The 25,265-nt window shown below is 67.5% G+C and carries 23 protein-coding genes; 8 read left to right on the top strand and 15 right to left on the bottom strand.

The features are described from left to right. The first annotated feature begins 2 nt into the window (after positions 1-2). A complete protein-coding gene (locus KDW55_RS11495; RefSeq protein WP_069241449.1) occupies positions 3-1,358 on the top strand; it encodes an MATE family efflux transporter in 1,356 nt (451 codons plus the stop codon). Between the two features lie 15 nt (positions 1,359-1,373). Here KDW55_RS11495 and lipA read toward each other — a convergent pair whose 3' ends face one another. The 5 genes from lipA to KDW55_RS11470 all read right to left on the bottom strand — a co-directional run bounded on the left by lipA (position 1,374) and on the right by KDW55_RS11470 (position 6,819). Continuing rightward, positions 1,374-2,339 carry a lipoyl synthase gene (gene lipA, locus KDW55_RS11490; RefSeq protein WP_212160604.1) on the bottom strand — a complete coding sequence of 322 codons (966 nt, stop codon included), beginning with the start codon at positions 2,337-2,339 and terminating at the stop codon, positions 1,374-1,376. A gap of 2 nt (positions 2,340-2,341) precedes the next feature. Next, on the bottom strand, positions 2,342-3,457 hold the full coding sequence (locus KDW55_RS11485) for an acetoin dehydrogenase dihydrolipoyllysine-residue acetyltransferase subunit (protein ID WP_059547597.1): 1,116 nt from the start codon (positions 3,455-3,457) through the stop codon (positions 2,342-2,344). 4 nt (positions 3,458-3,461) lie between these two features. Further along, positions 3,462-4,466, bottom strand: coding sequence for an alpha-ketoacid dehydrogenase subunit beta (locus KDW55_RS11480; RefSeq protein WP_040144302.1), 1,005 nt, complete (start codon positions 4,464-4,466; stop codon positions 3,462-3,464). Between the two features lie 98 nt (positions 4,467-4,564). Then, positions 4,565-5,548, bottom strand: a complete 984-nt coding sequence (locus KDW55_RS11475; protein ID WP_040144303.1) for a thiamine pyrophosphate-dependent dehydrogenase E1 component subunit alpha — start codon at positions 5,546-5,548, stop codon at positions 4,565-4,567. A gap of 212 nt (positions 5,549-5,760) precedes the next feature. Beyond that, positions 5,761-6,819, bottom strand: a complete 1,059-nt coding sequence (locus tag KDW55_RS11470) for an NAD(+)/NADH kinase (RefSeq protein ID WP_069241453.1) — start codon at positions 6,817-6,819, stop codon at positions 5,761-5,763. Between the two features lie 524 nt (positions 6,820-7,343). Between KDW55_RS11470 and KDW55_RS11465 the strand changes: the two genes are divergently transcribed. Beyond that, a complete protein-coding gene (locus tag KDW55_RS11465; protein ID WP_059547601.1) occupies positions 7,344-9,260 on the top strand; it encodes a sigma-54-dependent Fis family transcriptional regulator in 1,917 nt (638 codons plus the stop codon). 31 nt (positions 9,261-9,291) lie between these two features. On the opposite strand, the gene KDW55_RS11460 is transcribed toward KDW55_RS11465, so the two are convergent. After that, positions 9,292-9,732 (bottom strand): carboxymuconolactone decarboxylase family protein, encoded by a 441-nt coding sequence (locus tag KDW55_RS11460; protein WP_069241454.1) that lies wholly within the window; start codon positions 9,730-9,732, stop codon positions 9,292-9,294. Further along, positions 9,716-10,177, bottom strand: a complete 462-nt coding sequence (locus KDW55_RS11455) for a MerR family transcriptional regulator (RefSeq protein ID WP_040144307.1) — start codon at positions 10,175-10,177, stop codon at positions 9,716-9,718. The genes KDW55_RS11460 and KDW55_RS11455 overlap by 17 nt, the downstream gene beginning before the upstream one ends. Before the next feature lie 295 nt (positions 10,178-10,472). On the opposite strand from KDW55_RS11455, the gene KDW55_RS11450 reads away from it, so the two are divergent. Beyond that, complete coding sequence (locus tag KDW55_RS11450) at positions 10,473-11,063, top strand: helix-hairpin-helix domain-containing protein (protein ID WP_040144308.1); 591 nt, start codon at positions 10,473-10,475, stop codon at positions 11,061-11,063. 89 nt (positions 11,064-11,152) lie between these two features. Further along, entirely contained in the window at positions 11,153-11,581 is a 429-nt protein-coding gene (locus KDW55_RS11445) for a YidB family protein (RefSeq protein WP_040144309.1), read from the top strand. A gap of 131 nt (positions 11,582-11,712) precedes the next feature. On the opposite strand, the gene clpB is transcribed toward KDW55_RS11445, so the two are convergent. Both clpB and KDW55_RS11435 read right to left on the bottom strand, forming a co-directional pair. Further along, a complete protein-coding gene (gene clpB, locus KDW55_RS11440; RefSeq protein WP_040144310.1) occupies positions 11,713-14,310 on the bottom strand; it encodes an ATP-dependent chaperone ClpB in 2,598 nt (865 codons plus the stop codon). 156 nt (positions 14,311-14,466) lie between these two features. Further along, positions 14,467-14,979, bottom strand: coding sequence for an Rrf2 family transcriptional regulator (locus KDW55_RS11435; RefSeq protein ID WP_040144311.1), 513 nt, complete (start codon positions 14,977-14,979; stop codon positions 14,467-14,469). A gap of 278 nt (positions 14,980-15,257) precedes the next feature. On the opposite strand from KDW55_RS11435, the gene KDW55_RS11430 reads away from it, so the two are divergent. Then, positions 15,258-15,818, top strand: a complete 561-nt coding sequence (locus KDW55_RS11430; protein ID WP_069241457.1) for a group III truncated hemoglobin — start codon at positions 15,258-15,260, stop codon at positions 15,816-15,818. A gap of 58 nt (positions 15,819-15,876) precedes the next feature. Here the strand turns inward: KDW55_RS11430 and moaE are convergent, their stop codons facing one another. The 6 genes from moaE to KDW55_RS11400 all read right to left on the bottom strand — a co-directional run bounded on the left by moaE (position 15,877) and on the right by KDW55_RS11400 (position 22,370). Next, on the bottom strand, positions 15,877-16,353 hold the full coding sequence (moaE, locus tag KDW55_RS11425; protein ID WP_040144313.1) for a molybdopterin synthase catalytic subunit MoaE: 477 nt from the start codon (positions 16,351-16,353) through the stop codon (positions 15,877-15,879). A 142-nt stretch (positions 16,354-16,495) separates the two neighbouring features. Next, positions 16,496-16,753: a molybdopterin converting factor subunit 1 gene (gene moaD / locus KDW55_RS11420; protein ID WP_040144314.1), complete on the bottom strand. Its 258-nt coding sequence runs from the start codon at positions 16,751-16,753 to the stop codon at positions 16,496-16,498. A gap of 18 nt (positions 16,754-16,771) precedes the next feature. Next, on the bottom strand, positions 16,772-18,019 hold the full coding sequence (gene glp / locus KDW55_RS11415) for a gephyrin-like molybdotransferase Glp (protein WP_059547607.1): 1,248 nt from the start codon (positions 18,017-18,019) through the stop codon (positions 16,772-16,774). Between the two features lie 264 nt (positions 18,020-18,283). Continuing rightward, positions 18,284-19,735: a threonine synthase gene (thrC, locus tag KDW55_RS11410; protein ID WP_069241458.1), complete on the bottom strand. Its 1,452-nt coding sequence runs from the start codon at positions 19,733-19,735 to the stop codon at positions 18,284-18,286. Between the two features lie 14 nt (positions 19,736-19,749). Continuing rightward, the gene (locus tag KDW55_RS11405) at positions 19,750-21,078 is read right to left on the bottom strand and encodes a homoserine dehydrogenase (protein WP_069241459.1); all 1,329 of its coding nucleotides are present in this window, start codon (positions 21,076-21,078) and stop codon (positions 19,750-19,752) included. 53 nt (positions 21,079-21,131) lie between these two features. After that, complete coding sequence (locus tag KDW55_RS11400) at positions 21,132-22,370, bottom strand: pyridoxal phosphate-dependent aminotransferase (protein ID WP_040144318.1); 1,239 nt, start codon at positions 22,368-22,370, stop codon at positions 21,132-21,134. A gap of 314 nt (positions 22,371-22,684) precedes the next feature. Here KDW55_RS11400 and KDW55_RS11395 point away from each other — a divergent pair, with 314 nt between their 5' ends. The 3 genes from KDW55_RS11395 to KDW55_RS11385 all read left to right on the top strand — a co-directional run bounded on the left by KDW55_RS11395 (position 22,685) and on the right by KDW55_RS11385 (position 25,256). Further along, complete coding sequence (locus KDW55_RS11395) at positions 22,685-23,059, top strand: Mth938-like domain-containing protein (protein ID WP_212160602.1); 375 nt, start codon at positions 22,685-22,687, stop codon at positions 23,057-23,059. Positions 23,060-23,194: 135 nt separating this feature from the next. After that, on the top strand, positions 23,195-24,871 hold the full coding sequence (locus KDW55_RS11390; RefSeq protein ID WP_040144320.1) for a glycosyltransferase family 39 protein: 1,677 nt from the start codon (positions 23,195-23,197) through the stop codon (positions 24,869-24,871). A 13-nt stretch (positions 24,872-24,884) separates the two neighbouring features. Further along, a complete protein-coding gene (locus KDW55_RS11385) occupies positions 24,885-25,256 on the top strand; it encodes an EamA family transporter (RefSeq protein WP_040144321.1) in 372 nt (123 codons plus the stop codon). Positions 25,257-25,265: the final 9 nt, after the last annotated feature.

Genomic DNA, 25,265 nt, shown 5'->3' with positions numbered 1-25,265 from the left:
CGATGTTGGCCGACATCCGCCGGATCGTCGGGCTCGCGTGGCCGGTGCTCGTCGGCCAGCTCGCGATCATTGCATTCGGCGTGCTCGACACCGCGATGGTCGGCCGCTATTCAGCCACCGATCTCGCGGCGCTCGGCCTCGGTTCGTCGATCTACGTGTCGGTCTACATCGGGATGACGGGCATCCTGTCCGCGCTGCAGCCGATCGCCGGCCAGTTGTACGGCGCGCGGCGTTATGCGGAGATCGGCGAGGAAGTCCGCCAGGCGCTGTGGCTCGCGCTGATGCTGGCGGTGCCCGGCTTCCTGCTGCTGCATTTTCCCGAACCGCTGCTGCAAGTCGCGCACGCGCCGCCCGCGCTGCACGACCGCACCGTCGACTACTTGCGGATCCTGTCGTACGGGCTGCCGGCCAGCCTCGTATTCCGCATCTACAACGCGCTGACCAACGCTGCCGGCAAGCCCCGCCTCGCGATGATCTTGCAGATCGGTGCACTGCTGCTCAAGTTTCCGCTCAACGTGTGGTTCATCTTCGGTGGGTTCGGCGTGCCGGCCCTCGGCGGCCCCGGTTGCGGGCTCGCGAGCACGCTGATCAACTGGGCGCTCGCGCTGATCGGCTTCATGCTGCTCGCGAAGCTCGACGTGTTCTCGCCGCTCGCGATCTTCTCGCGCTTTTGCCGGCCCGTGTGGGAACGCCAGAAGGCGTTGCTCAAGCTCGGCGTGCCGATGGGGCTGTCGTACCTGATCGAGGTGACGTCTTACACGTGCATGGCGCTCTTCATCGCGCAATTCGGCACGACGACGCTCGCCGGCCATCAGATCGCCGGCAACATCGGTGCAGTACTGTACATGACGCCGTTGTCGATCGGCGTCGCGGCGTCGACGCTCGTCGCACGCGCGCTCGGCGCCGGCCGCGCCGACGAGGCGCGCCTGCTCGGCCGGCACAGCGTGATGCTCGCGTGCATGATCGCGGCCGCCTACGGCGTGCTCGTGTTCACGCTGCGGCCGCTGATCGTCGGCGGCTACACGCCGAACCCGGCCGTGGCCGCTGCCGCGCTGCCGCTGGTCGCGATCGTGACCTGCTATCACTTCTTCGACGCGCTGCAGATCACGTCCGCGTTCGTGCTGCGCGCGTACAAGGTCGCCGTCGTGCCAACCGTCATCTACGCGGTCGCGCTGTGGGGCTTCGGGCTCGGCGGCGGCTACGTGCTCGGCTTCGACGTCGGCGGCATCGCGCCCGCGTGGCTGACGGGCGCACGCGGCTTCTGGTTCGCGAATACGGTCAGCCTGATGCTTGCGGGCGCGGGACTCGCGCTGTACCTGCGCCACGTCAGCCGCACGCACGTGTCCGTGCGCCGCTGACACACGGGCCGCGACCTACGGGCGCTCCAGCACGTCGGCAGCGTGATACGACGAACGCACGAGCGGGCCGGCGACGACTTCCCTGAAACCGAGCGCGAGCCCCTCGTCGCGCCACGCGGCGAACGCGTCGGGGCTCACGTAGCGCCGCACCGGCAGGTGGTGCGCGGACGGCGCGAGATACTGGCCGAGCGTCAACACGTCGACCTCATGCGCGCGCAGGTCCCGCAGCGTGTCCCGAACCTCGTCGTCGCGCTCGCCAAGCCCGAGCATCAAGCCGGATTTGGTCACGAGCGTCGGGCGCGCGGCCTTCGCCCGTGCGAGCAGCTCGAGCGAACCGCGATAGTCGGCGCCGGGGCGCGCCGCCCGATACAGCGACGGCACCGTTTCGATGTTGTGATTGAACACGTCGGGCCACGCCGACGACAGCGCGTCGAGCGCACGCGCAACGCGGCCGCGAAAATCGGGCGTCAGCACCTCGACGCCGATCCCGGGCGCACTCGCGCGCACGGCCGCGATGCAGGCCGCGAAGTGCGCGGCGCCGCCGTCGCGCAGGTCGTCGCGATCGACCGACGTGATCACGACGTAGCGCAGCCCGAGCGCCGCGACCGCATCGGCAAGCCGCGCCGGTTCATCCGCGTCGAGCGGTTCGGGGCGGCCGTGCGCGACATCGCAAAACGGGCAGCGCCGCGTGCACAGTCCGCCCATGATCATGAAGGTGGCGGTGCGCTGCGCGAAGCATTCGCCGATGTTCGGGCACATCGCCTCCTCGCAGACCGAATGCAGCCGATGGTCGCGCAGCACGGCCGCCATGTCGGCCACCGCCCCGCTCATCATCGGCCGCGCCCGCAGCCACGGCGGCTTCGGCAGCCCCGCGCCGGCCGCGGGCTCGACGCGCACCGGAATGCGCGCGAGCTTGTCGCGGCTTCTCGCGCCCGGTTGACCGAGCGCGGTGAGACTGGGTCGTTCGAGCGCGGCGGCCATCGTCAGTCTCCGAGGAAGGCGGCGATCAGGCGGTTCACGTCGGCAGCGGCTTCCATCTGCACCATATGGCCGCTGCCGGCGATCACCTCGGTCCGCACGCCGTCCGGCAGGCCCTGCGCATGCCGAGCGGGAATCACCTGGTCGCGCTCGCCCCAGATCACGAGCGTGCGCGGCGCGAGCGACGCGAGGCGGTCGCGGAACACGCGCCGCTGCGTCGCGCCGTCGAACGCGGCGTTCGCGATCTTCTCGAGCGCGGCCTGCACGCCCTCGAGCCGCTTGTACTTGACGAGATCCTCGACCAGTTGCCGCGTGACGAGCGCGTCGTCGGCGAACAGCGCACCGAGGTGCGGCTTCAGCGTATTGCGGCTGTTGCCGGCGACGAAGCCGTCGATGTAGTCGCGGTTGATGTCGGCGCCGAGGCCGGCGCTCGCAATCAGCGTCAGCGACGCCACGCGTTGCGGCGCGCCGTCGGCCAGCGTCATTGCCACCGCGCCGCCCATCGAATGGCCGATCAGGTGCGCGCGGTCGATGTGCTGCGCATCGAGCAGCGCGAGCACCGCGTCGGCCAGCTCGTCGAGGCTGCCGCTGTCGACCGCCTTGCCCGACTCGCCGTGGCCCGGCAAATCGAGCGCCCACACCGGCCGGTGCGCGGCGAGTTCCGCGTGATTGAACAGCCAGTTGTTCAGATCGCCGCCGAAGCCATGGATCAGGACCGCGGGCGTGCCGGAACCGTCACCGAGCTTCAGGAAACGGATCGTGCGTCCGCCGATCTGTGCCTTTTCGGGCTGCGGGCCCGCTGCGTCGTCGGCGGCCGCGCTCGGCACGAAATCGCGCTGAAATTCGGCGATCGCCGCATCGATGTCGGCATCGCTTGCATCGGCCGCCGCGACCACGCCGAGCAGCGCACCGACCGGCAGCGTGTCGCCCTCCTGCGCGATTTGCCGGCGCAGCGTGCCGTCGAACGCGCACTCGACGCCCGACGAGATCTTGTCGGTCTCGACGTCGAGCACTTCGTCGCCCTTCGTCACGCGCTCGCCGATCGCCTTCAGCCAGCCGTTGACCTGCCCCTGCTCCATCGACAGCCCCCACTTGGGCATCGTGATCATGTGAATCGACATCGTGTCAGCTCCTCGTCTTCAGAACCGCCTGCGCGATCGCATCGGCGGACGGGATATACAGGTCTTCCAGCACGCCGGCGAACGGCGCCGGCGTATGCGGCGCGGTCACGAGCTCGATCGGCGCCTTCAGCGAGCGGAATGCGCGCTGCGCGACGAGCGCGGCGATGTCGGTCGCAATCGAGCAGCGCGGGTTGGCTTCGTCGACGACCACCAAGCGCCCGGTGCGCGCCGCGCTTTCGAGAATCGTGTCCTCGTCGAGCGGCGACGTCGTGCGCAGGTCGATCACGTCGACATGGATGCCGTCCTTCGCGAGCTTCGCGGCCGCGTCGGTCGCGAAATGCACCATGCGGCCGTACGTGACGATCGTCGCGTCGTCGCCTTCGCGCACGACGTTCGCCTCGCCGAACGGAATCGCATAGGACTCCTCCGGCACGTCGCCTTCGCGCGTATAGAGCAGCTTGTGTTCGAGGAAGATCACCGGATCGTTGTCGCGGATCGACTGGATCAGCAGCCCCTTCGCGTCGTACGGCGTCGACGGGCATACGACCTTCAGCCCCGGAATGTGCGTGAACAGCGACGTGAGCATCTGCGAATGCTGCGCGGCCGCGCGCAGCCCGGCGCCGTACATCGCGCGGATCACGACCGGCGTCACGGCCTTGCCGCCGAACATGTAGCGGAATTTGGCGGCCTGGTTGAAGATCTGGTCGAAGCACACGCCCATGAAGTCGATGAACATCAGCTCCGCGACCGGCCGCATTCCGCACGCGGCCGCGCCGACCGCCGCGCCGATGTAGCCGCCCTCCGACAGCGGCGTGTCGAGCACGCGGCCCGGAAACTTGTGGAACAGCCCTTTCGTCACGCCGAGCACGCCGCCCCAAGCGTCGTCCTCGCCCGGCGCGCCGGCGCCGCCTGCGTTGTCCTCGCCCATCACGATCACGCTGTCGTCGCGCGCCATTTCCTGCGCGAGCGCTTCGTTGATCGCTTGCGAATAGGTAATCTTCCTTGCCATGTCTGTCTCCTGAAATATTCGGTCCGTCACGCGCTGCGTGCCGGCTGCGAGCCGCCTGCGGCCAACCGCTGGCTGCTGGCTGTTGCGTCAGATCTCGGTCACGGGTAAGACACGTACACGTCGGTCAGCAGATCGGCCGCGTCGGGCAGCGGCGCGGCCTTCGCCTGTGCGACCGCGTCGTCGATGAGCGCTTTTACCTGAGTGTCGACCGCTCTCAGTTCGTCGGTCGTCAGCACCTCCGCGCGCACGACGCGCGCTTCGAAATGCTTCAGGCAGTCCTTCTCGTCGCGCAGCTTCTGCACTTCGCCCGGCGCACGGTAAGTCTGCGCATCGCCTTCGAAGTGGCCGAAGTAGCGGGTGAACTTCACCTCGACGAGCGTCGGGCCGCCGCCGTTTCGCGCGCGTGCAACCGCTTCGCCGAGCGCCTCGTGCACCGCAAAGAAGTCGAAGCCGTCGACGATCACGCCCGGCATCCCGAAGCCGTTCGCGCGATCGGCGATGTTGTCGGTCGCGACCGACCAGCTCGACGACGTCGCTTCCGCATAGCCGTTGTTTTCGGCGACGAAGATCGCCGGCAGCCGCCACACCGACGCGAGGTTCATCGATTCGAAGATCACGCCCTGGTTCGACGCGCCGTCGCCGAAGAAGCACACGCCGACACCGCCGGTCTTCCGGTGCTTGGCCGCGAGTGCCGCGCCGCATACGAGCGGGCCGCCAGCGCCGACGATGCCGTTCGCGCCGAGCATTCCCATCGCGAGATCCGCAATGTGCATCGAGCCGCCCTTGCCATGGCAGACGCCCGTCTTCTTGCCGTAGATTTCGGCCATCATCCCGTGCACGTCGACCCCTTTCGCGATGCAGTGGCCGTGCCCGCGATGCGTGGTGGCGACGTAATCGTCCAGGCCGAGGTGCAGCATCGTGCCGACCGCGGACGCCTCCTCGCCTGCGTACAGGTGAACGAAACCGGGGATTTCGCCGGTCGCGAACTCGACGTGCAGGCGCTCCTCGAATTCGCGGATCGTGCGCATCAGCCGGTAGGCGTCCAGCAGCGTGTCCCTGCTGAGCTGTGTCGATACGGTCATGTGTGTCTCCTGAGTAGGTCTGACTGCGAATGCCGTCGCGGCAAAGCCGCGGCGACGGATTGCACGGCTTGCGCCGTCAATGGAACGTGAAGCCGCTGCCGTCGACGTTCAACGCACGACGCTGGCGACCCGCGGATCGAGAGCGGCCGTCATGACGGCGCCTCCTTGATCGTCGCTACGGATACCGAAACTTGTTTTCGGGCTGCGCATGCTCACCCGCGCCACGCGCCGGCTTCGCGCAACACCTGTCGCGACGATGCGTAACGCAACGTGCGACCCACGTCCAGCGTCAACGGCCCGCGCCAGTCGAGCGCGACCTCGTAGCGGTCGCCGCGCGCGAGCTCGATCTCGCGCTCGCCGTCGAACGCGAGCGTGCCGTGCTCGACCGGAATCGTGTGCCACGCGTCCGGCTCGAGCCGCTCGCAGCTGCGCATCACGACGCGATCGACGCGCCCCGGTGCGATGGGCGCGACGAGCGGCGTGCCGGCCGTCTTGCCGTCGGTGGCGAAGCGCATCGCGAGCCCGTGCGGCGCGCTGCGATCGAGCGGCGCCCACGCGCCGCCGAGTGCGGACAGGCCGATGCCGTCCGGCTCCGCGAACGTCAGGTAAAGCGAATCGATGTCGTCGGGCCCCGAGATTGCGCGTGCGCCGATGAAGCGCTGGCGCGCCGCGCACACGTCGACGAGCGCGATCTCGTCGCGCCCCGCGTTCGCGCCGGCGACGCAGCGCACGACGAGCCGCTTGTTACGCACGAACGCGACGTCGGCCGGCACGGCGCCGGTCGCGGCGAGCCCTGCGGCAACGCCCGCGATGGTCGCCTCGCGATGTTCGGGAAACGCGTTGTTGGTGCCGGTGGACAGCGCGACGAGCGGCGTCGTGCCGCAATGCGCGGCGACAGCGCGGTGCGTGCCGTCGCCGCCGAGCACGACGATCAGCGCGGCCTCCATCCGATGCATGTACGCCGCGCCGGCGTGCGTGTCGGCGACGGTATCGGAAATCGGCAGATCGACGAATTCGACCTCGGGCCAGCGTTCGTGCGGCGCGACCGCGCGATGCGTGTCGAGCGCGCGCATCAGCAGCGTCGCGATGCCCGTCTTGTCGCGCAGCGTCAGCACGCGCTCGACGCCCATCGCGCCGAGGCCGGCCAGCAGGCGCACGACCATATTGGCCTTCTCGGCGGTCGGGAACACCGATGCATGCGTCGTCAAACGGCGAATGTCGCGCCCCGATGCAGGGTTCGCGATCACGCCGACGGTCACGGGCGTCGTCACGGGCTTGTCTCCATCCAGTGGACCGGCGCTCGCACGCCGGCCCTGCTTCTGTCGTCCGCGGCCGTCGAGGACAGCGGATCGTCGTCGCCGACGCGACAGCGCCGGACTTGCCCGTCATATCTGCAAGCGGCGTGCCACCGTATGTGCGGCGACCGCGAAACCCGCGCCCGGACTGGCTCGGCGGCGCCGCCCGTTGTCGCGATCCATTGCTCCGGCAACCGGACAACACGCGAAACCGCGCGCGCGTCTCACGTGCTCGCTGCCCATGTTCATCCGTTTCGGCCCGTCGAATTGCGGAGCGATCCGGCGTCGCGCCCACGCGCACCGGGGCGCGGCGTGCATCGGCGTGCTGCTCGCCGTCGTCGCGCGCGGCGAGCTTGCGCGTCTCAACCGCGCGAGACCGGCTGAGATGCCGCTGAGACGAACGTCTCATGCCGCGCGCGTGCTGCGATGCAATGTGATCCGCGCCGGCGGATGTGCTACAAGAACATCGCATTCCCCGCCGTACGGAACCGGAGCCGACCATGCCCTATGCCGTCCCCCAGGCCCAGCACGCCGACCGTGTGCTCGGCGCGCTCGCCGGACGCCTGCCCCCGCCGGCCGATTCGGCGCGCCTGGTGTCGTCGTGGCAGCGTTCGCTCGAGCGCTATGCGCTCGATCCCGCTTCGTCGATCGGCCCCCGGGTGCTGACCGCGGCCGAGCTGCGCGAAGTGCGCGACAAGGAAGAGGCGTTCCTGCGCGCATCGGGTCAGTGTCTGACGCGCCTGCACGACATGATTCGTGTTGCCGACTATTGCGTGATGCTGACCGACGCGCACGGCGTAACGATCGACTACCGGATCGATCGCGAGCGCCGCACCGACTTCCGGCACGCGGGGCTGCACATCGGCTCGTGCTGGTCGGAAAGCGAGGAAGGCACGTGCGGCGTCGCAAGCGTGCTGACGGATCTCGCGCCGATCACCGTGCACAAGACCGACCACTTCCGCGCGGCATTCACCACGCTCACGTGCAGCGCGGCGCCGATCTTCTCGCCTGCCGGCGAATTGATCGGCGTGCTCGATGCATCGGCCGTGCAGTCGCCCGACAACCGCGACAGCCAGCGGCTCGTGTACCAGCTCGTGCGGCAGAGCGCGGCGCTGATCGAGGACGGCTATTTCGTGCACAGCACCGCGCAGCACTGGATACTGTTCGGTCATCCGAACCGTCATTACGTCGAGGCGCAGCCCGAATGGCTGATCGCGTTCGACGAATGCGGCAATATCGTCGCCGCGAACCGGCACGCGCGCGACGCGCTGCCCGCGCTGCGCGAGCCGCGTCATATCGACGAAGTCTTCGATGCGACCGAAATGCCGCTGCGCGATGCCGCGCGGCTCGATGCTATCGTCACGCTGCGGCTGCGCGCGACCGGCGCACCGCTCTATGCGCGGTTGCGCGCGCCGCTAAAGCGCGCGGGCCGCGAAACCGGCAGCGCGTCGCGCCGGCCGGGCGCCGCGCAGCGTCACGTGGGTGCGCTGACGCCGTTCCTGCAGAGCAGCGACACGCGCGTCGCGCAGCAGGCCGAGCTCGCGCTGCGCGTGGCGAGCAAGCGGCTGCCGATTCTCGTGCTGGGTGAAACCGGCGCGGGCAAGGAAGTCTTTGCCCGCGCGATCCACGATGCAGGCGCGCGGCGCGCGCGGCCGTTCGTCGCGGTCAATTGCGGCGCGCTGCCCGAGGCGCTGATCGAAAGCGAGCTGTTCGGTTACGCAGCCGGCGCGTTCACCGGTGCGCGCAAGCACGGCGCGCGCGGCAAGATCGCGCTCGCCGACGGCGGCACGCTGTTCCTCGATGAAATCGGCGACATGCCGCTCACGCTGCAGACGCGGCTGCTGCGCGTGCTCGCCGACGGCGAGGTCGTGCCGCTCGGCAGCGATACGCCGGTGCGCGTCGATCTCGACGTGATTTGCGCGACACACCGCGATCTCGCACGGATGGTCGCCGATGGCACGTTCCGGGAGGATCTGTATTACCGGCTGAGCGGCGCGACGTTCGAGCTGCCGCCGCTGCGCGAGCGCGCGGACGTGCGCGACGTGATCGCCGCGGTGTTCGCAGAAGAAGCGCAAGCGACCGGCCACGTGCTCACGCTCGATGCGACGCTCGCCGAGCAGCTTGCCGCGTATGCGTGGCCCGGCAACGTGCGTCAGTTGCGCAACGTGCTGCGCTACGCGTGCGCGGTGTGCGACGCCGCGCGCGTGACGCGGCGCGACCTGCCGTCCGATCTCGCCGCCCAGCTCGGCGGTGGTCCGTCCGGCGGGTTGCCGGACGACGAACGCAGCCGTATCGTAGCGGCGCTCACCGCGCATCGCTGGCGACCCGACGCAGCCGCGCAGGCGCTCGGCATCTCGCGCGCGACGCTGTACCGGCGCATCGCGAAACACCGGATCGTCGCGCCGCACCGCGTCTGATGCGTGCAGCGCGACCGTACGCTGCGCGCCGTCACGCGGCGTGCGCGGCCGTGCCCGCCGCACTGCCGCCGTTGCCGTTTCCGGCTGCCGCATCGCACCGCGTGAACACTTCATGCGCTGCGAACAGCGCGTTGAGCGCGGCCGGAAATCCTGCGTACACGGCCATCTGCATGAAGACCTCGACGATCTCGTCGCGGGTGCACCCGACATTCAGCGCGGCCTCGATGTGCACCTTCAGTTGCGGCTGCGCATTGCCAAGCGCGGCCAGTGCGGCGATCGTCGCGATCTCCCGCGCCTTCAAATCGAGCTGCGGCCGGCTATAGATGTCGCCGAAGCCGAATTCGACGAGCAGCCGCCCGAAGTCCGGCGCGATCGGCGCAAGCGCCGCGATCACGCGCTCTCCCGCTTCGCCGTCGATCTCCTTCAGCTTGTTCCAGCCGCGCGCATAGCGGTCTTCAACGAGTCGTTCCATGGTGTGGGTCCTGTTCCGGGGATGATTGACAAGGGCTCGCCCGTCGTTCCATCTCACGCTCCTGCGCCTCGTAGTACGCGATCTTGTCGCCGATCGCGTCGAGGCTCGCCTGCAGCTCCGCGATATGCGCACGCACCGCGTCGCGATGTGCGCTCAGCAGCCGCCGCCGTGCGCCGAACGTCGACTCGCCTTGCGCGCGCAGCGCGGCGAACTGCTGCATCTGCACGATCGGCATGCCGGTCGCCTTCAGGCGCATCACGAAGGCCAGCCAGTCAAGGTCGGCCGGCGCATAGAGCCGGTGTCCGGCCGCCGTGCGCGAAATCGCGCGCAACAGCCCGGCTTGCTCGTAATACCGCAGCGTATGCGTCGACACACCGGTCAGTTCGGCGACCTGCCCGATCGTGAGCGGACCGGCGGCGCGGGAGGTGGAGAGGGTTTTCGACATGGCAGGAACAAGGTTAGGAGTTAGAGTTCACTCTAAGTCAAGCATTGTCGGATGGCCAGGGCCGACAATTTCCGGTTCCGCACCTCGGCGCCGCCCACACCGTAAAGAATGGTCAAAACGGCCGCCGCACAGGGCCTTCCTTCTTTACAGCGACGCAAGCCTTCAGCAAGATTCGGTCAGCCTGTCTTAAAAAGGGCACGCATTTGTCCTATGCTTAACGGCGACGCCCGGCCGGGTTGCGCACCGCCGTCCGTTGCAACAGCCATTCATCCGTCAGAACCAGGGAGCCTGTGCCATGCTGAAAAAGCTGCTGATGCTGTTCGTCGCGTTATCGCTGTCGGTTGCCGCCGGACTCGCCGCGGCCGTCGAAGTCAACACGGCCGACCAGGCCGCGCTCGAATCGGTGAAGGGCCTCGGGCCCGTGAAGTCCAAGGCGATCATCGACGAGCGCACCAAGAACGGCCCGTTCAAGGATGCAGACGATCTCGCGAACCGCGTGAAGGGTCTCGGCACGAAGTCGGTCGGGCATCTCGAGGAAAACGGTCTGACGATCGGCGGTTCGTCGACGCCGCCGAAAGGCGTGAAGCTGTCGAAGCCGGCCACGGCGTCGGCGGGCACCACCGCACCGTCCGCATCGACGACCGCGACGGCCGGGACAACGGCAACCGCACCGGCGACGACGGCCAGCGCCCCGGAAGCCGCATCGAAGCCGGCCAAGAGCAAGCGCGCGTCGAAGAAGGAGAAAGCGGCCGCAGCTGCGGCGGCCTCGGCTGACGCAGGCGCGAGCGCGCCGGCCGCGGCGTCGTCCGCGAAGGCGACGAAGGGTTCGAAGAAGAAGAACAAGAAGGACAAGGCAGCCTCCGCCGCCGCGGCGTCGGGCGCCTGATGTGCGCTGCGCGCGCGACGGCGTGCGCGCGGCATTTCGATCAACGGGCGCCGGCGTTACGGCGCCCTTTTCAGTGAAGGTGAAGAACCATGGGTCTCCTCGACATCGTCGGCGGTCTGATCGGCGGCCAGGCCGGCGGCAACTCGCAAAGCGCGCTCATCACGACCGCGCTCGAATTCATCAACAACCAGCCGGGCGGCCTCAACGGGCTGATCGAGAAGTTCAAGGCCGGCGGCGCGGGCGACATCATCGGCTCGTGGGTGGGCACCGGCGAAAACCAGCCGATCTCGCCTGACACGCTGCAGAATGTGCTCGGCTCGGACGTCGTCGGCTCGCTCGCGAGCAAGGTCGGCATCGATCCGGCGCAGGCGTCGTCGATTCTCGCGCAGGTGCTGCCGCACGTCGTGAACCACGCGACGCCGAACGGCGAAGTGCCGGCCGGCGGCCAGGTCGACACGTCGAACGTGCTGGGCGCGCTCACGCAAATCGCCGGCATGTTCGGCGGCAACAAGGCCTGAGTCCGCACGCTTCACGGCCCGGGCGTCCGCTACGCGCGTTTCGGCCGCCCGATATGCAAACACCCCGCCGAAGCGGGGTGTTTGTTTTTGCGCGCCCGGTGTGAACCGGGCATGCGAGCGGCTACCGTCGATCAGTGCACGACGCGATCGAACACGAACTGGCCGTCGTTGACGTCGACCGGGATCACGTCCTTCGGACCGAAGCGGCCCGCGAGGATCAGCTTCGCGACCGGGTTCTCGATCTCCTGCTGGATCGCGCGCTTCAGCGGCCGCGCGCCGAACACCGGATCGTAGCCGACCTTCGCGATCTGCTCGAGCGCCGCCGGCGACACGTCGAGTGCCATGTCGAGCTTCGCGAGCCGGTCGTGCAGGCGCGCCAGCTGGATCTTCGCGATCGACTCGATGTTGCTGCGGTCGAGCGCGTGGAACACGACGACGTCGTCGATCCGGTTCAGGAACTCCGGACGGAAGTGCTGCTTCACTTCGAGCCACACCGCGTCCTTGATCTCTTCCTGCGGCGAACCGGTCATCGCCTGGATCACCTGCGAGCCGAGGTTCGACGTCATCACGATCACCGTGTTCTTGAAGTCGACCGTGCGGCCCTGCCCGTCGGTCATGCGGCCGTCGTCGAGCACTTGCAGCAGCACGTTGAACACGTCCGGATGCGCCTTCTCGATCTCGTCGAGCAGGATCACGCTGTACGGCTTGCGGCGCACGGCTTCCGTCAGATAGCCGCCTTCCTCGTAGCCGACGTAGCCCGGCGGCGCGCCGATCAGTCGCGCGACGCTGTGCTTCTCCATGAACTCGCTCATGTCGATGCGGATCAGGTGCTCTTCCGAGTCGAACAGGAACGACGCCAGCGCCTTGCACAGCTCGGTCTTGCCGACACCCGTCGGGCCAAGGAACAGGAACGAGCCGTACGGACGGTTCGGATCGGCGAGCCCCGCGCGCGAACGCCGAATCGCATCGGCCACCGCGCTGATCGCCTCGTCCTGGCCGACCACGCGCTCGTGCAGCTTTTCCTCGATGTGCAGCAGCTTCTCGCGTTCGCCTTGCATCATCCGCGACACCGGAATCCCGGTTGCGCGCGACACGACTTCCGCGATTTCTTCCGCACCGACCTGCGTGCGCAGCAGACGCGGACGCGTCGGGTTGTGCTGCTCCTGCTCTTCGGCCTGCGTGACCTGCTTCAGTTGCGACTCGAGTTGCGGCAGCTTGCCGTACTGCAGTTCGGCGACCTTCTCGAGCTTGCCTTCACGCTGCAGACGCGCGATGTCGGCCCGCACTTTCTCGATTTCCTCTTTCAGCTGTGCGCTGCCCTGCACCGCGGCCTTCTCGGCGGTCCAGATCTCTTCCAGGTCCGCATACTCGCGGCCGAGGCGCTCGATCTCTTCCTCGATCAACTGCAAGCGCTTTTGCGACGCTTCGTCCTGCTCCTTCTTTACCGCCTCGCGCTCGATCTTCAGCTGGATCAGCCGGCGATCGAGCTTGTCCATCTCTTCGGGCTTCGAATCGATTTCCATCTTGATCTTCGATGCGGCCTCGTCGATCAGGTCGATCGCCTTGTCAGGCAGGAAGCGGTCGGTGATGTAGCGGTGCGACAGCTCCGCCGCCGCGACGATCGCCGGGTCCGTGATGTCGACGCCGTGGTGCAACTCGTACTTCTCCTGCAACCCGCGCAGGATCGCGATCGTCGCCTCGACGCTCGGCTCGTCGACGAGCACCTTCTGGAAGCGGCGCTCGAGCGCGGCATCCTTCTCGATGTACTTGCGGTATTCGTCGAGCGTGGTGGCACCGATGCAGTGCAGCTCGCCGCGCGACAGCGCCGGCTTCAGCATGTTGCCTGCGTCCATCGCGCCTTCGGCCTTGCCGGCGCCGACCATCGTGTGGATCTCGTCGATGAACACGATCGTCCGGCCTTCGTCCTTCGCGATGTCGTTGAGCACGGCCTTCAGGCGCTCCTCGAACTCGCCGCGGTATTTCGCGCCGGCGAGCAGCGCGGCCATGTCGAGCGACAGCACGCGCTTGCCCTTCAGCGTCTCGGGCACCTCGCCGTTGACGATCCGTTGCGCGAGCCCTTCGACGATCGCGGTCTTGCCGACGCCCGGCTCGCCGATCAGCACCGGGTTGTTCTTGGTGCGGCGCTGCAGGATCTGGATCGAGCGGCGGATTTCGTCGTCGCGGCCGATCACCGGATCGAGCTTGCCCGCGCGCGCGCGCTCGGTCAGGTCGACCGTGTATTTCTTCAGCGCCTCGCGCTGGCTTTCCGCGTCCTGGCTATGCACTTGCGAGCCGCCGCGCACCGCGGCGATCGCGGCTTCGAGCGACTTGCGCGTGAGACCGTGCTGGCGCGCGAGCCTGCCGGCTTCGCCCTTGTCGTCGGACACGGCAAGCAGAAACATCTCGCTCGCGATGAACGTGTCGTTGAGCTTCTGCGCTTCCTTGTCGGCCTGATTCAGCAGCCCGGCCAGCTCGCGGCCGATCTGGATGTCGCCGCCCGTGCCCGTCACTTGCGGCAGGCGCGAAATGGCTTCGTTCAGCGCGCCCTGCAGCGCCTGCACGTGCACGCCCGCGCGCGACATCAGCGAGCGGGCGGAGCCGTCCTGCTGCGCGACCAGCGCCGCGAGCACGTGAACGGGTTCGATGTATTGATTGTCGCGGCCAGCCGCGAGGCTTTGCGCGTCCGCGAGTGCTTCCTGGAACTTGGTGGTGAGCTTGTCGATTCTCATTGAGTGAGACCTCCAATTTTCGATTAACACCAAGATGAGGATGGTTATACGGGTTTCAAGCGGAATTCCGGTTGATTCAGCGCAAAAATTGGCAGGCGGGCGCGCCGCAGCCCTCGCCGGGCACTGCAGCGGGACGAGCGGTGCGGTGCAGGCGTGTCAGGCCTTCGACGATGCTTCGGCTGACACTTGCGCGTCGCCGTCAGACGCGGCGCCGCGCACGGGCGTGACCGGACGAATACCGAGCAACGTGACGAGCGGCGACGCGGGCACCGCCAACTCGCCAATCGTATGACGATCGAGTTCCGCGAAGAACGCATCGCGCGCGGCCGCCAGCACGCCCTTAAGACGACACTGCGGCTCGATCACGCAGCCGCGCGACTCGCCGTCGGCCGCAAAGCAGCCGACCAGCGCAAAATCGTTCTCTGTCGCGCGCACCACCTGGCCGACGGTCAGCTGCAGCGAATGGGGGTACAACCGCAGCCCGCCGTTGCGCCCGCGAACGGTATCGACCCAACCGAGCTCGCCGAGCTGCTGGACGACTTTCATCAGATGGTTCTTCGACACGCCGTAGGCGTCCGAGATCTCCTGGATCGTCGCGAGCCCCTCGCCGCGCACGGCAAGGTACAGCATGACGCGCAGCGAGTAGTCGGTGTAGTCGGTGAGTCTCATGAGCGAATACGGAAAGTTGTTGATCGTGCCGCGATTACGCAAACCGGGTCAATCCGGACGCACGCCGGGCCGGCTGCCCGACACCATCTGAAGGCCCGGGGTTGCCGGAACCGCCCGCGCGCAATAAGATGCATTCAATCTACGCATTATTCTTGCCTGGGTGGACGCTATTTTGCGTCAAAATCCGACCGGCGTCCCACGCATTGTCCGCAGTGCCGTGCCACCCGGCGCGTTGTGGCCCCGTCGCCCATATTCCGATTTTCCCGGCCCTTTTTGCCATGACTGTCCTGCCCGCTTCGTCCGATACCGCGCCGGCCCGCCCGCGCGACGCCGAACCCACCGAACACAACATCCGCGAGCTCGTGTACGCGTTCTACGATCGCGTGCGCGCCGATCCGCTGCTGGGCCCCGTATTCGACGCGAAGCTCGAAGGCCGCTGGGACGAGCATCTGCCGAAGATGGTCAGCTTCTGGTCGAGCCTCGTGCTCGGCACCAAGGGCTATCGCGGCAACGTGCAGCAGGCGCACCAGCCGCTCGACGGAATCGAGCCCGCACACTTCAGCCGCTGGCTGTCGCTGTTCCTGAGGACCGTGGAGGCCCGCTACGAGCCGGCGGCGGCCGTCCGCTTCATGGAACCGGCGCTGCGGATCGCGCAGAGCCTGCAGCTGAGCCGCTTCGGTTGGGATTACCAGATTCCGCCGGAGCAGCAGGCGTTGCTCGACGCAATCGCGCCGCGCCGCCGCGACACGAGCGACGATCCGCATGCGCTGCCGTCACGCGCGCGCGGCGAGCCTTTTCCGACCCGAATCATCGGCCGCGGCGTCGATTCGGACGCGTAACGCGGCGAAGCAGCGCCGGCTCACCGCGGCACGGCGTCGCACGATGTGGCCGCCGCGCTCATCGCCGCGTGTTGCCCGATTCGACGCCCCAGCGCGCGAGCGCCGCATCGTCGCTGCTGCGCGCATCGACCCAGCGCTCGCCGTCCGGCGTGGTTTCTTTCTTCCAGAACGGCGCCTCGGTCTTCAGGTAGTCCATCACGAACTCGCAGGACGCGAACGCGTCGCCGCGATGCGACGCAACGGTCGCGACCATCACGATCTGATCGAGCGGCAGCAGCGGGCCGACCCGATGCACGATCGCGACGTCGATCCCGGGCCAGCGGCGGCAGGCGTCGGCGGCGATTTTCTCGAGCGCCTTCTCGGTCATCCCCGGATAGTGCTCGAGCTCCATCGCGGCGACCGAATCGCCTTCGTTCAGGTCGCGCACCGTGCCGACGAAGCACGCGACCGCGCCGATTTTCGGGTTGCGCGCACGCAATGCCGCGACTTCTGCGCTGAGGTCGAAATCGTCCGTCTGTACTCGTACCGTAGCCATTGTCTGTCTCTGTCGATCGGAGTTAGCGCTTTAGCGCTTACTCCGATCCCATGCTTCGCGGTCGATCGGAGTTAGCGCTTTAGCGCTTACTCCGGTCCCATGCTTCGCAGTCGACCCGATTTAGTCGGGCCACATGCAACGCTCAGCCGCCCGTCACCGGTGGAAAGAACGCGACCTCGCAACCGTCGGTCAGGCGCGTGCCGGGATCGGTCATCTCGTGATTGCACGCCATGCGCAGCGCGCGCCCTTCGGCAAGCGTCTCGGCCCACGCGCCACCGCGCAGCCGCAGCCACGCACGCACGTCGCCGACGGTCGCCACGCCGTCCGGCACGTCGGCCTGCTCGTCGGACACACCGAGCGCCTCGCGCACGCTTGCAAAGAATTTCAGCTGGATCTTCATGGTCGGGAAGCCGTCGCGTTACGACAGCAGTTCGGAAAACGGAATGAAACGCACGGTCTCGCCCGCGCTGATCGCGTGCTGCGGCGGATTGTCGATCAGGCCGTCGCCCCACACCGTCGACGTCAGCACCGCCGAACTCTGGTTCGGGAACAGATCGAGACCGCCGGCCGCATTGATGCGCGCGCGCAGGAATTCGTTGCGCCGGTCGCCCTTGCTCTGCGAGAAGTCCGCGCGCAGCGACAGCGCGCGCGGCGCAACGTCGCGCACGCCGGACAGGCGGAGCAGAAACGGCCGCACGAACAGCAGGAACGTGACGAAACTCGATACCGGGTTGCCGGGCAGCCCGATGAAGTGCGCATCTGCGCGGCCGTCGCCGCGACGCACCGCGCCATACGCGAGCGGCTTGCCGGGCTTCATCGCGATCTGCCACAGCGCGAGCCGCCCTTCGGCCTCGACCGCCGGTTTCACGTGATCTTCGTCGCCGACCGATACGCCGCCGCTCGTCAGGATCACGTCGTGATCGCGTGCGGCTTCGCGCAGCGTATCGCGGGTCGCGGCGAGCGAGTCGGGCACGATCCCGTAGTCGGTCACGTGACAGCCGAGCCGCGCCAGCAGCGCACGCAGCGTGAAGCGGTTCGAGTTGTAGATCGCGCCCGGCTTCAGCGGCTCGCCCGGCATCGTCAATTCGTCGCCGGTGAAGAACACCGCGACGCGAATCCGCCGCGCGACCGGCAACTGCGCGCAACCCACCGACGCGGCAAGACCGAGCGCCTGCGGCGTGAGCCGCGTGCCGGCCGGCAGGATCACCGCCCCCTGGCGGATGTCCGCGCCCTGCGCGGTGATCCACTCGCCGGCTTTCGGCGTGTGCAGGATTTCAACCGCGTCGCCGTCGGCCGCCGTCTGCTCCTGCATCACCACGGCATCGGCGCCCGGCGGCACCGTCGCGCCGGTGAAGATCCGCGCGGCCGTGCCCGCGGCAAGCGGTGCGGCCGGATGACCGGCCGGAATCCGCTGCGACACCGGCAGGCGCCGCTCGCCGTGCAGCAGATCGGCGACACGCACCGCGTAGCCGTCCATCGCACTCGTGTGCATCGGCGGCACGTCGAGCGGCGAGCTTACGTCGGCCGCCAGCACGCGACCGAGCGCATCGAGCGTCGCGACGGTTTCGGTGCCGGGCAGCGGCTGCGCGGCATCGAGCAGCGCCGTGAGCGCCTCGGCGGTCGACAGCATCGGCGCGCGCGGCGCCGCGGGATTCGGGTTCGACATCGATGGAATCGGGGATCGTTGGAGTCAATACGTCATTGTAGCGACGCCGTCGCGCCCACGTGCGATATGGCCGTCATGCGAAAACTGTGATCGGCGCGAACGCGCGGCACCGGCGCCGGTTTCGCAACACGGCTGGCCGCGCGTCAATGGCCAAACGAAACGGCCGGAACCCCGACTCGTTCGACGAATCGGCATTCCGGCCGTCCTGTGCCGCGGGGCTTGCCCGCGGCGGCGCGGTGCAACGTCGTGCGCGCCGATGCGCGGTTATGCGCCCGTATGCGCGGCGATGAAGTTCTTCACCTGCTGCGCGTCGGCCTTCACGACCTCGAAGCGCTGCGGCAGCGCCTCGAGCCCGTCGAACGCGGCCGGACGCTCGGCTTCGCGATCGAGCGCCTCGCGGATCGTCTCGCCGAACTTGATCGGCTGTGCGGTCTCGAGCACGACCATCGGGACGCCCGCATCGAGATGCTCGCGCGCGACCTTCACACCGTCGGCCGTATGCGTATCGATCATCGTGTCGTAGCGCGAGAACACGTCGCGGATCGTTGCGATGCGGTCGGCATGGCTGCTGCGCCCCGACACGAAGCCGAACTCGGCCACGCGCGCGAAATCGCCGCTCGCCGCGAGGTCGAACCCGCCCTTCTCCTCGACGTCGCGGAACAGCTGCATCACGCGCGCCGGATCGCGTCCCAGCAGGTCGAACACGAAACGCTCGAAGTTCGACGCCTTCGAGATGTCCATGCTTGGGCTGCTCGTGTGATACGTGTTCTCGGCGCTGCGCACGCGGTACGCGCCGGTGCGGAAGAACTCGTCGAGCACGTCGTTCTCGTTGGTCGCGACGACCAGCTTCGCGATCGGCAGGCCCATCATCCGCGCGATGTGGCCCGCGCAGACATTGCCGAAGTTGCCCGACGGCACCGTAAACGACACGCGCTCGTCGTTGGATGTCGTCGCCGCGAAATAGCCCTTGAAGTAGTAGACGACCTGCGCGACGACGCGCGCCCAGTTGATCGAGTTCACCGTGCCGATCTTGTGCCGCGCCTTGAATGCGTGATCGTTGGACACGGCCTTCACGATGTCCTGGCAGTCGTCGAACACGCCTTCGACCGCGAGGTTGAAGATGTTCGGATCCTGCAGGCTGAACATCTGCGCGGTCTGGAACGCGCTCATTTTCTTGTGCGGCGACAGCATGAACACACGCACGCCGGCCTTGCCGCGCATCGCGTATTCCGCCGCGCTGCCGGTATCGCCCGACGTCGCGCCGAGGATGTTCAACGCCTCGCCGTGCTTCGCGAGCGTGTATTCGAACAGGTTGCCGAGCAGCTGCATCGCCATGTCCTTGAACGCGAGCGTCGGGCCGTTCGACAGTTCCAGCAGCGACAGCGCCGTGCCGTTCTCGGTGCCGAGCGTCTTCAGCGGCGTGATGTCGGACGCGTTTTCGCCGTGGCGCGTGTTGCTGTAGACGGCGGCGGTGTACGTGCGGCGCGTGATCGCGCGCAGGTCGTCGGCCGGGACGTCGTCGCAGAACTTCGACAGGATCTCGAATGCGAGATCCGCGTACGGCAGCGTGCGCCAGCGCGCGAGCTCGTCGGCCGACACCTTCGGGTACTCGGCCGGCAGGTACAGCCCGCCGTCCTTCGCGAGGCCGCCGAGCAGGATGTCGGAGAACGTATGGCGCTCGCCGATGCCGGCGCCGCGCGTGGAGATGTAGTTCATGTCGTTCCTGGTCCTCAGTTCAGCGCTTCCATGCGCAGCTTCGTTACCTTCGAGACCACCGTCGCCAGGCTCTCGATCTGCGCGATCGCTGCGTTGACGTTCTTCTCGACCGTCTCGTGCGTGATCAGGATGATGTCGGTCTCGCCATTCGCGCCTTCGATCTGCTCGGACTCCTTCTGCAGCAGCGCGTCGATCGAGATGCCCGATTCGGCGAGGATGCGCGTGATGGCGGCAAGCACGCCGGTCTGATCGGCCACGCGCAGACGCAGGTAATAGCCGCTCGTCACTTCGTCGATCGGCAGGATCGGCGTGTTCGACAGGCTGTCCGGCTGGAATGCGAGATGCGGCACACGATGCTCGGGATCGGCCGTGTGCAGGCGCGTGACGTCGACGAGATCCGCGACGACCGCCGACGCGGTCGGCTCCGCGCCCGCGCCCTTGCCGTAGTACAGCGTCGTGCCGACCGCGTCTCCGTGCACGACGACCGCGTTCATCGCACCCTCGACGTTCGCGAGCAGGCGCTTCTCGGGAATCAGCGTCGGGTGCACGCGCAGCTCGATGCCGTTCGCGGCGCGGCGCGCGATGCCGAGCAGCTTGATCCGGTAACCGAGTTCTTCCGCATAGCGGATGTCGGTCGCGTCGAGCTTGCTGATGCCTTCGACGTATGCGCGGTCGAACTGGACCGGCACGCCGAACGCGATCGCGCTCATGATGGTCGCCTTGTGCGCGGCATCGACGCCTTCGATGTCGAAGGTCGGATCGGCTTCCGCGTAGCCGAGCTCCTGCGCGGCCTTCAGCGCCGTCGCGAAGTCGAGGCCGCGGTCGCGCATTTCCGACAGGATGTAGTTCGTCGTGCCGTTGATGATGCCCGCGATGTACTGGATGCGGTTGGCCGTCAGACCTTCGCGCAGCGCCTTGATGATCGGGATGCCGCCGGCGACGGCCGCTTCGAACGCGACCATCACGCCCTTCTCGCGTGCGGCCTCGAAGATCTCCGTGCCGTGCACGGCGAGCAGCGCCTTGTTCGCGGTCACGACGTGCTTGCCGTTCGCGATCGCGCGCAGCACCAGGTCGCGGGCAATGCCCGTGCCGCCGATCATCTCCGCGACGATCGAAATCGACGGATCGTCGACGACCGCGTTGAAGTCATCGGTGATCTGCGCGGTGCCGGCGTGAGCGCCGAGCGCGGCCTGCGCCTTGGCCGGGTTGCGCACCGCAATGCGCGCGATCTCGATGCCGCGCCCCGCGCGTCGCTTGATTTCTTCCTGGTTGCGGTGCAGCACCGTGAAGGTGCCGCTGCCGACGGTGCCGAAGCCCAACAGGCCAACTTTGATCGGTTCCATGCTGCGTGTGATCGATGAGTAAGAATGAGTGAATGCCGGGAGGCCCTGTCCGCTCACACCGAGTGGCGTTTGCGGTAGCCGTCGAGGAAGCGCGCGATCCGGTTGATCGAATCGGCCAGATCGTCGAGATTCGGCAGGAAGACCACGCGGAAGTGATCCGGCGCCGCCCAGTTGAAGCCCGTTCCCTGCACAAGCAGCACGCGCTCCTCGAGCAGCAGGTCGAGGATGAACTGCTGGTCGTTCTGGATCGGATAGAGCTTCGGATCGAGGCGCGGGAACATGTACAGCGCGGCCTGCGGCTTCACGCACGTCACGCCGGGAATCGACGTGAGCATGTCGTATGCGAGTTCGCGCTGCTTGAAAAGGCGCCCGCTCGGCACGATCAGCTCGTTGATGCTCTGGTAGCCGCCGAGCGCGGTCTGGATTGCGAACTGCCCGGGCACGTTCGCGCACAGGCGCATCGAGGACAGGATCCCGAGCCCTTCCAGGTAATCCTTCGCGCGCCGGCGGTTGTCGCCGCCGAGACCCGACACGGCCATCCAGCCCGCGCGGTAGCCGCACGACCGGTAGCTTTTCGACAGGCTGTTGAACGTGACCGTGATCACGTCTTCCGACAGCGAACCCAGCGCGGTGTGCTCGAGGCCGTCGTAGACGATCTTGTCGTAGACCTCGTCGGCGAACACGATCAGCCCGTGCTGGCGCGCGATCTCGAGCAACTCGAGCAACAATTCGTCGGAATAAAGCGCGCCGGTCGGGTTGTTCGGGTTGATCACGACGATCGCCTTGGTGTTCGGCGTGATCTTGCGGCGAATGTCGTCGAGGTCGGGCATCCACGCGTTTTGCTCGTCGCACACGTAGTGCACGGGCGTGCCGCCCGACAGGCTCACGGCGGCCGTCCACAGCGGATAATCGGGCGCGGGGAGCAGCACTTCGTCGCCGTCGTTCAGCAGCGCCTGGGTCGCCATCACGATCAGCTCGGATGCGCCGTTGCCGATGTAGATGTCGTCGAGCCCGACGCCCACGACGCCCTTTTGCTGCGTGTAGTGCATCACGGCCTTGCGCGCGGAGAACACGCCCTTCGAATCCGAATAGCCGGACGACGCCGGCAGGTTGCGGATCATGTCCTGGATGATCTCGTCCGGCGCGTCGAATCCGAACGGCGCGAGGTTGCCGATGTTCAGCTTGATGATGCGGTGGCCTTCTTCCTCGAGGCGCTTTGCGTGCTCGAGCACCGGGCCACGGATGTCGTAGCAGACGTTGAGCAGCTTGTTCGACTTCTGAATCGGTTTCACGACAACACGGTTCCTGGGTTGGCCTTGCGGCCGGGGGACGGGATCAAAACTGGAGAGCGGCCGGTCTGCGCGCGCTGTCTAGACTGGGAAAAAGCGGCGGCCGGACGCGGCTTGTGGCGGCGCACGACGCAAGGGACGCCCGCAGGCGACCAAAAAGTTATAATTTAGCGGATTTTGGCCGACTTTCGCAATGCACCATGGCCGCTCCGGGCCCGCGCCGACAGGCGTCCCGCGCGCGCCGGGCATGAAACCGGCCGCCCGGGCCCGGTTGGCCCATGTCAGACATTCCCCCTACGGAACCGCGGAATACCGATTTGAAACTGCACCAGGACTCGAGCGGCGCGCTCAACACCGTTACCGGCTACGGCCCCGATTATGTCGACGTCAACCTCCAGCGCCACGAAGCAAGTGTCATCGTGCTGCCCGGCGCACCAGTGCGCGATTGGCCCGTGTCGTCGTTCGACGCGCTCGCGCCCGAGCACTTCGCGATGCTGCTCGACCCGGCGCCCGAGCTCGTGATCTTCGGCAGCGGCGCGCGGCTGCGCTTTCCGCATCCGCGACTCGTGGCCGCGCTGACAGCCCGGCGGATCGGCGTCGAAACGATGGATTTCCAGGCCGCGTGCCGCACCTACAACATCCTGATGGCCGAGGGCCGCAAAGTCGCCGCCGCGCTCTTAATTGAACGTTAATCGCCGATGCGGTAAAACTGCGGCCGGCGCCTCGGGTCGATCCCCGGAACATCGCCCGGATCCGACCCGCCCGGCCGCCCGCCGCCCGCGCCAAGCGCCGGCCGCCCGTCACAATAACCAACAGGCTGAAAATCCATGAACGATACGCCGTCGAGGCTACCGCTCAACCGCATCACGTTCGTCCTCCTGCTCGCCGCGCTCGCGATCGTCTGGTTCGCGCCGCTCGGCCTGCGCCATCTGATCCCGAGCGACGAAGGCCGCTACGCGGAAATGGCGCGCGAAATGTTCGTCACCGGCGACTGGATCACGCCGCGCTACAACGGCTACAAGTACTTCGAGAAGCCGCCGCTGCAAACCTGGCTGAACGCGCTGACCTTCGCATGGTTCGGGATCGGCGAATGGCAGGCGCGGCTCTACACGGGCCTCGCGAGTTTCGCCGGCGTGCTGCTCGTCGGCTTCACCGGCGCGCGCCTGTTCAACCCGCTGTCCGGCTTCCTCGCGGCGGTCGTGCTCGCGTGCTCGCCGTACTGGAACCTGATGGGCCACTTCAACGCGCTCGACATGGGGCTCGCGTTCTGGATGGCGGTGTCGCTGTGCGCGCTGCTGCTCGCGCAGCGGCCCGGCCTGCGCGCCGGTGCGGTGCGCGGCTGGATGTGGGCGTGCTGGGCCGGGATGGCGTTCGCCGTGCTGTCCAAGGGCCTCGTCGGGCTGATCCTGCCCGGCGCCGTGCTGGTGCTCTATACACTGATCGCGCGCGACTGGGCGCTATGGAAGCGGCTGTATCTGGTCAGCGGCCTCGTGATCTTCTTCGCGATCGTCACGCCGTGGTTCGTGCTTGTCCAGCAGCGCAACCCGGAGTTCTTCAACTTCTTCTTCATCGTCCAGCAGTTCCGCCGCTACCTGACGCCGGAACAGAATCGTCCGGGCCCGTTCTACTACTTCGTGCCGGTGCTGCTGGTCGGCTTCCTGCCGTGGCTGTCGGTCGCATGGCAGAGCGTGCGCCATGCGGTGCGCATGCCGCGCCAGCCGAACGGATTCTCGCCGATGCTCGTGCTGCTGATCTGGAGCGCGTTCATCTTCCTGTTCTTCAGCGCGTCGCATTCGAAGCTGATCTCGTACGTGCTGCCGGTCGCGCCGGCGCTCGCGCTGATGATCGGCGCGTACCTGCCGCTGATGAGCGCAGAGCAGTTCCGCCGTCACCTGCTCGGCTATCTGGTGTTCTTCGTCGCCGCGGCATTCGGCATCATCGCGCTCGCATACCAGGGCGACGCACGCACACCGAACGCGCTGTACCGCGCGTTCCAGGTCTGGCTTTACGTGGGCCTCGCAGTCGCGGGTGCGCTCACGCTCGCGGCCGCATGGCTGAACCGCCGCGCGGGCGTCGCGGCCGCGATCACCGCATTCGGCGCCGCGTGGCTCGCGTTCGGCACGATCGGCGGCACCGGACACGACGAGTTCGGCCGCTACAGCTCCGGCGCGCTGCTCGCGCCCGCGGTGCGCGCCGAACTCGCGAAGCTGCCGCCGGACACGCCGTTCTACTCGATCGAGATGCTCGATCACACATTCCCGTTCTACATGGGCCACACGACGATCATGGTCCAGCGCAAGGACGAGCTCTCGTTCGGGATTTCGGTCGAGCCGAACAAGTGGATCCCGACCGTCGACCAATGGATCGAACGCTGGAAGCAGGAACCCCATGCGCTCGCGATCATGCCGCCCGGCCAGTACGACTCGCTGGTCCAGCAACACGTGCCGATGCGCGTGATCGCGCGCGACAACCGCCGCGTGATCGTCGAGAAACCGCAATCGTAAGGACGCCCGCCGCATGAATCCCGTTTCGTTCGTCTGCATCATCACCGGCGTGATGCTCAACGCCTGTGCGCAACTTCTGCTGAAAGCCGGCGTCAACGCCGTTGGACACTTCGAATTCAGCCGTGCGAACATCATCCCGGTCGGGTTCAAGATCGCGACCCAGCTGCCGATCATCGGCGGTCTCGGCTGCTACGTGCTGAGCGTCGTCGTCTGGATCCTCGGGCTGTCGCGGGTCGACGTGTCGATCGCGTACCCGATGCTGTCGCTCGGCTACGTCGTCAATGCGTTCGCCGCGTGGTACCTGTTCGGCGAAGTGCTGTCGGTGCAGCGGCTCGTCGGCATCGGGATCATCCTGATCGGCGTGCTCGTGCTGGCGCGCAGCTGAGCGCGCGGC

Source organism: Burkholderia sp. AU19243, assembly GCF_018148075.1.
Lineage (GTDB): Bacteria > Pseudomonadota > Gammaproteobacteria > Burkholderiales > Burkholderiaceae > Burkholderia > Burkholderia latens_A.
The sequence above is the reverse complement of the archived record's forward strand: the minus strand, read 5'-3'. Positions and strand labels throughout refer to the sequence as shown.

What these genes read in the sequence shown, in the direction of transcription:
- KDW55_RS11390 (WP_040144320.1), top strand. Translation starts at nt 23,195, where the DNA reads ATGAACGATACGCCGTCGAGGCTACCGCTCAACCGCATCACGTTCGTC.
- thrC (WP_069241458.1), bottom strand. Translation starts at nt 19,735, where the DNA reads ATGAACTACATCTCCACGCGCGGCGCCGGCATCGGCGAGCGCCATACG.
- KDW55_RS11455 (WP_040144307.1), bottom strand. Translation starts at nt 10,177, where the DNA reads ATGTCGAAAACCCTCTCCACCTCCCGCGCCGCCGGTCCGCTCACGATC.
- KDW55_RS11435 (WP_040144311.1), bottom strand. Translation starts at nt 14,979, where the DNA reads ATGAGACTCACCGACTACACCGACTACTCGCTGCGCGTCATGCTGTAC.
- KDW55_RS11485 (WP_059547597.1), bottom strand. Translation starts at nt 3,457, where the DNA reads ATGTCGATTCACATGATCACGATGCCCAAGTGGGGGCTGTCGATGGAG.
- moaE (WP_040144313.1), bottom strand. Translation starts at nt 16,353, where the DNA reads ATGGCTACGGTACGAGTACAGACGGACGATTTCGACCTCAGCGCAGAA.
- KDW55_RS11465 (WP_059547601.1), top strand. Translation starts at nt 7,344, where the DNA reads ATGCCCTATGCCGTCCCCCAGGCCCAGCACGCCGACCGTGTGCTCGGC.
- KDW55_RS11405 (WP_069241459.1), bottom strand. Translation starts at nt 21,078, where the DNA reads ATGGAACCGATCAAAGTTGGCCTGTTGGGCTTCGGCACCGTCGGCAGC.
- moaD (WP_040144314.1), bottom strand. Translation starts at nt 16,753, where the DNA reads ATGAAGATCCAGCTGAAATTCTTTGCAAGCGTGCGCGAGGCGCTCGGT.
- KDW55_RS11450 (WP_040144308.1), top strand. Translation starts at nt 10,473, where the DNA reads ATGCTGAAAAAGCTGCTGATGCTGTTCGTCGCGTTATCGCTGTCGGTT.
- KDW55_RS11430 (WP_069241457.1), top strand. Translation starts at nt 15,258, where the DNA reads ATGACTGTCCTGCCCGCTTCGTCCGATACCGCGCCGGCCCGCCCGCGC.
- KDW55_RS11385 (WP_040144321.1), top strand. Translation starts at nt 24,885, where the DNA reads ATGAATCCCGTTTCGTTCGTCTGCATCATCACCGGCGTGATGCTCAAC.
- KDW55_RS11495 (WP_069241449.1), top strand. Translation starts at nt 3, where the DNA reads ATGTTGGCCGACATCCGCCGGATCGTCGGGCTCGCGTGGCCGGTGCTC.
- KDW55_RS11475 (WP_040144303.1), bottom strand. Translation starts at nt 5,548, where the DNA reads ATGACCGTATCGACACAGCTCAGCAGGGACACGCTGCTGGACGCCTAC.
- lipA (WP_212160604.1), bottom strand. Translation starts at nt 2,339, where the DNA reads ATGGCCGCCGCGCTCGAACGACCCAGTCTCACCGCGCTCGGTCAACCG.
- KDW55_RS11460 (WP_069241454.1), bottom strand. Translation starts at nt 9,732, where the DNA reads ATGGAACGACTCGTTGAAGACCGCTATGCGCGCGGCTGGAACAAGCTG.
- glp (WP_059547607.1), bottom strand. Translation starts at nt 18,019, where the DNA reads ATGTCGAACCCGAATCCCGCGGCGCCGCGCGCGCCGATGCTGTCGACC.
- KDW55_RS11480 (WP_040144302.1), bottom strand. Translation starts at nt 4,466, where the DNA reads ATGGCAAGGAAGATTACCTATTCGCAAGCGATCAACGAAGCGCTCGCG.
- KDW55_RS11445 (WP_040144309.1), top strand. Translation starts at nt 11,153, where the DNA reads ATGGGTCTCCTCGACATCGTCGGCGGTCTGATCGGCGGCCAGGCCGGC.
- clpB (WP_040144310.1), bottom strand. Translation starts at nt 14,310, where the DNA reads ATGAGAATCGACAAGCTCACCACCAAGTTCCAGGAAGCACTCGCGGAC.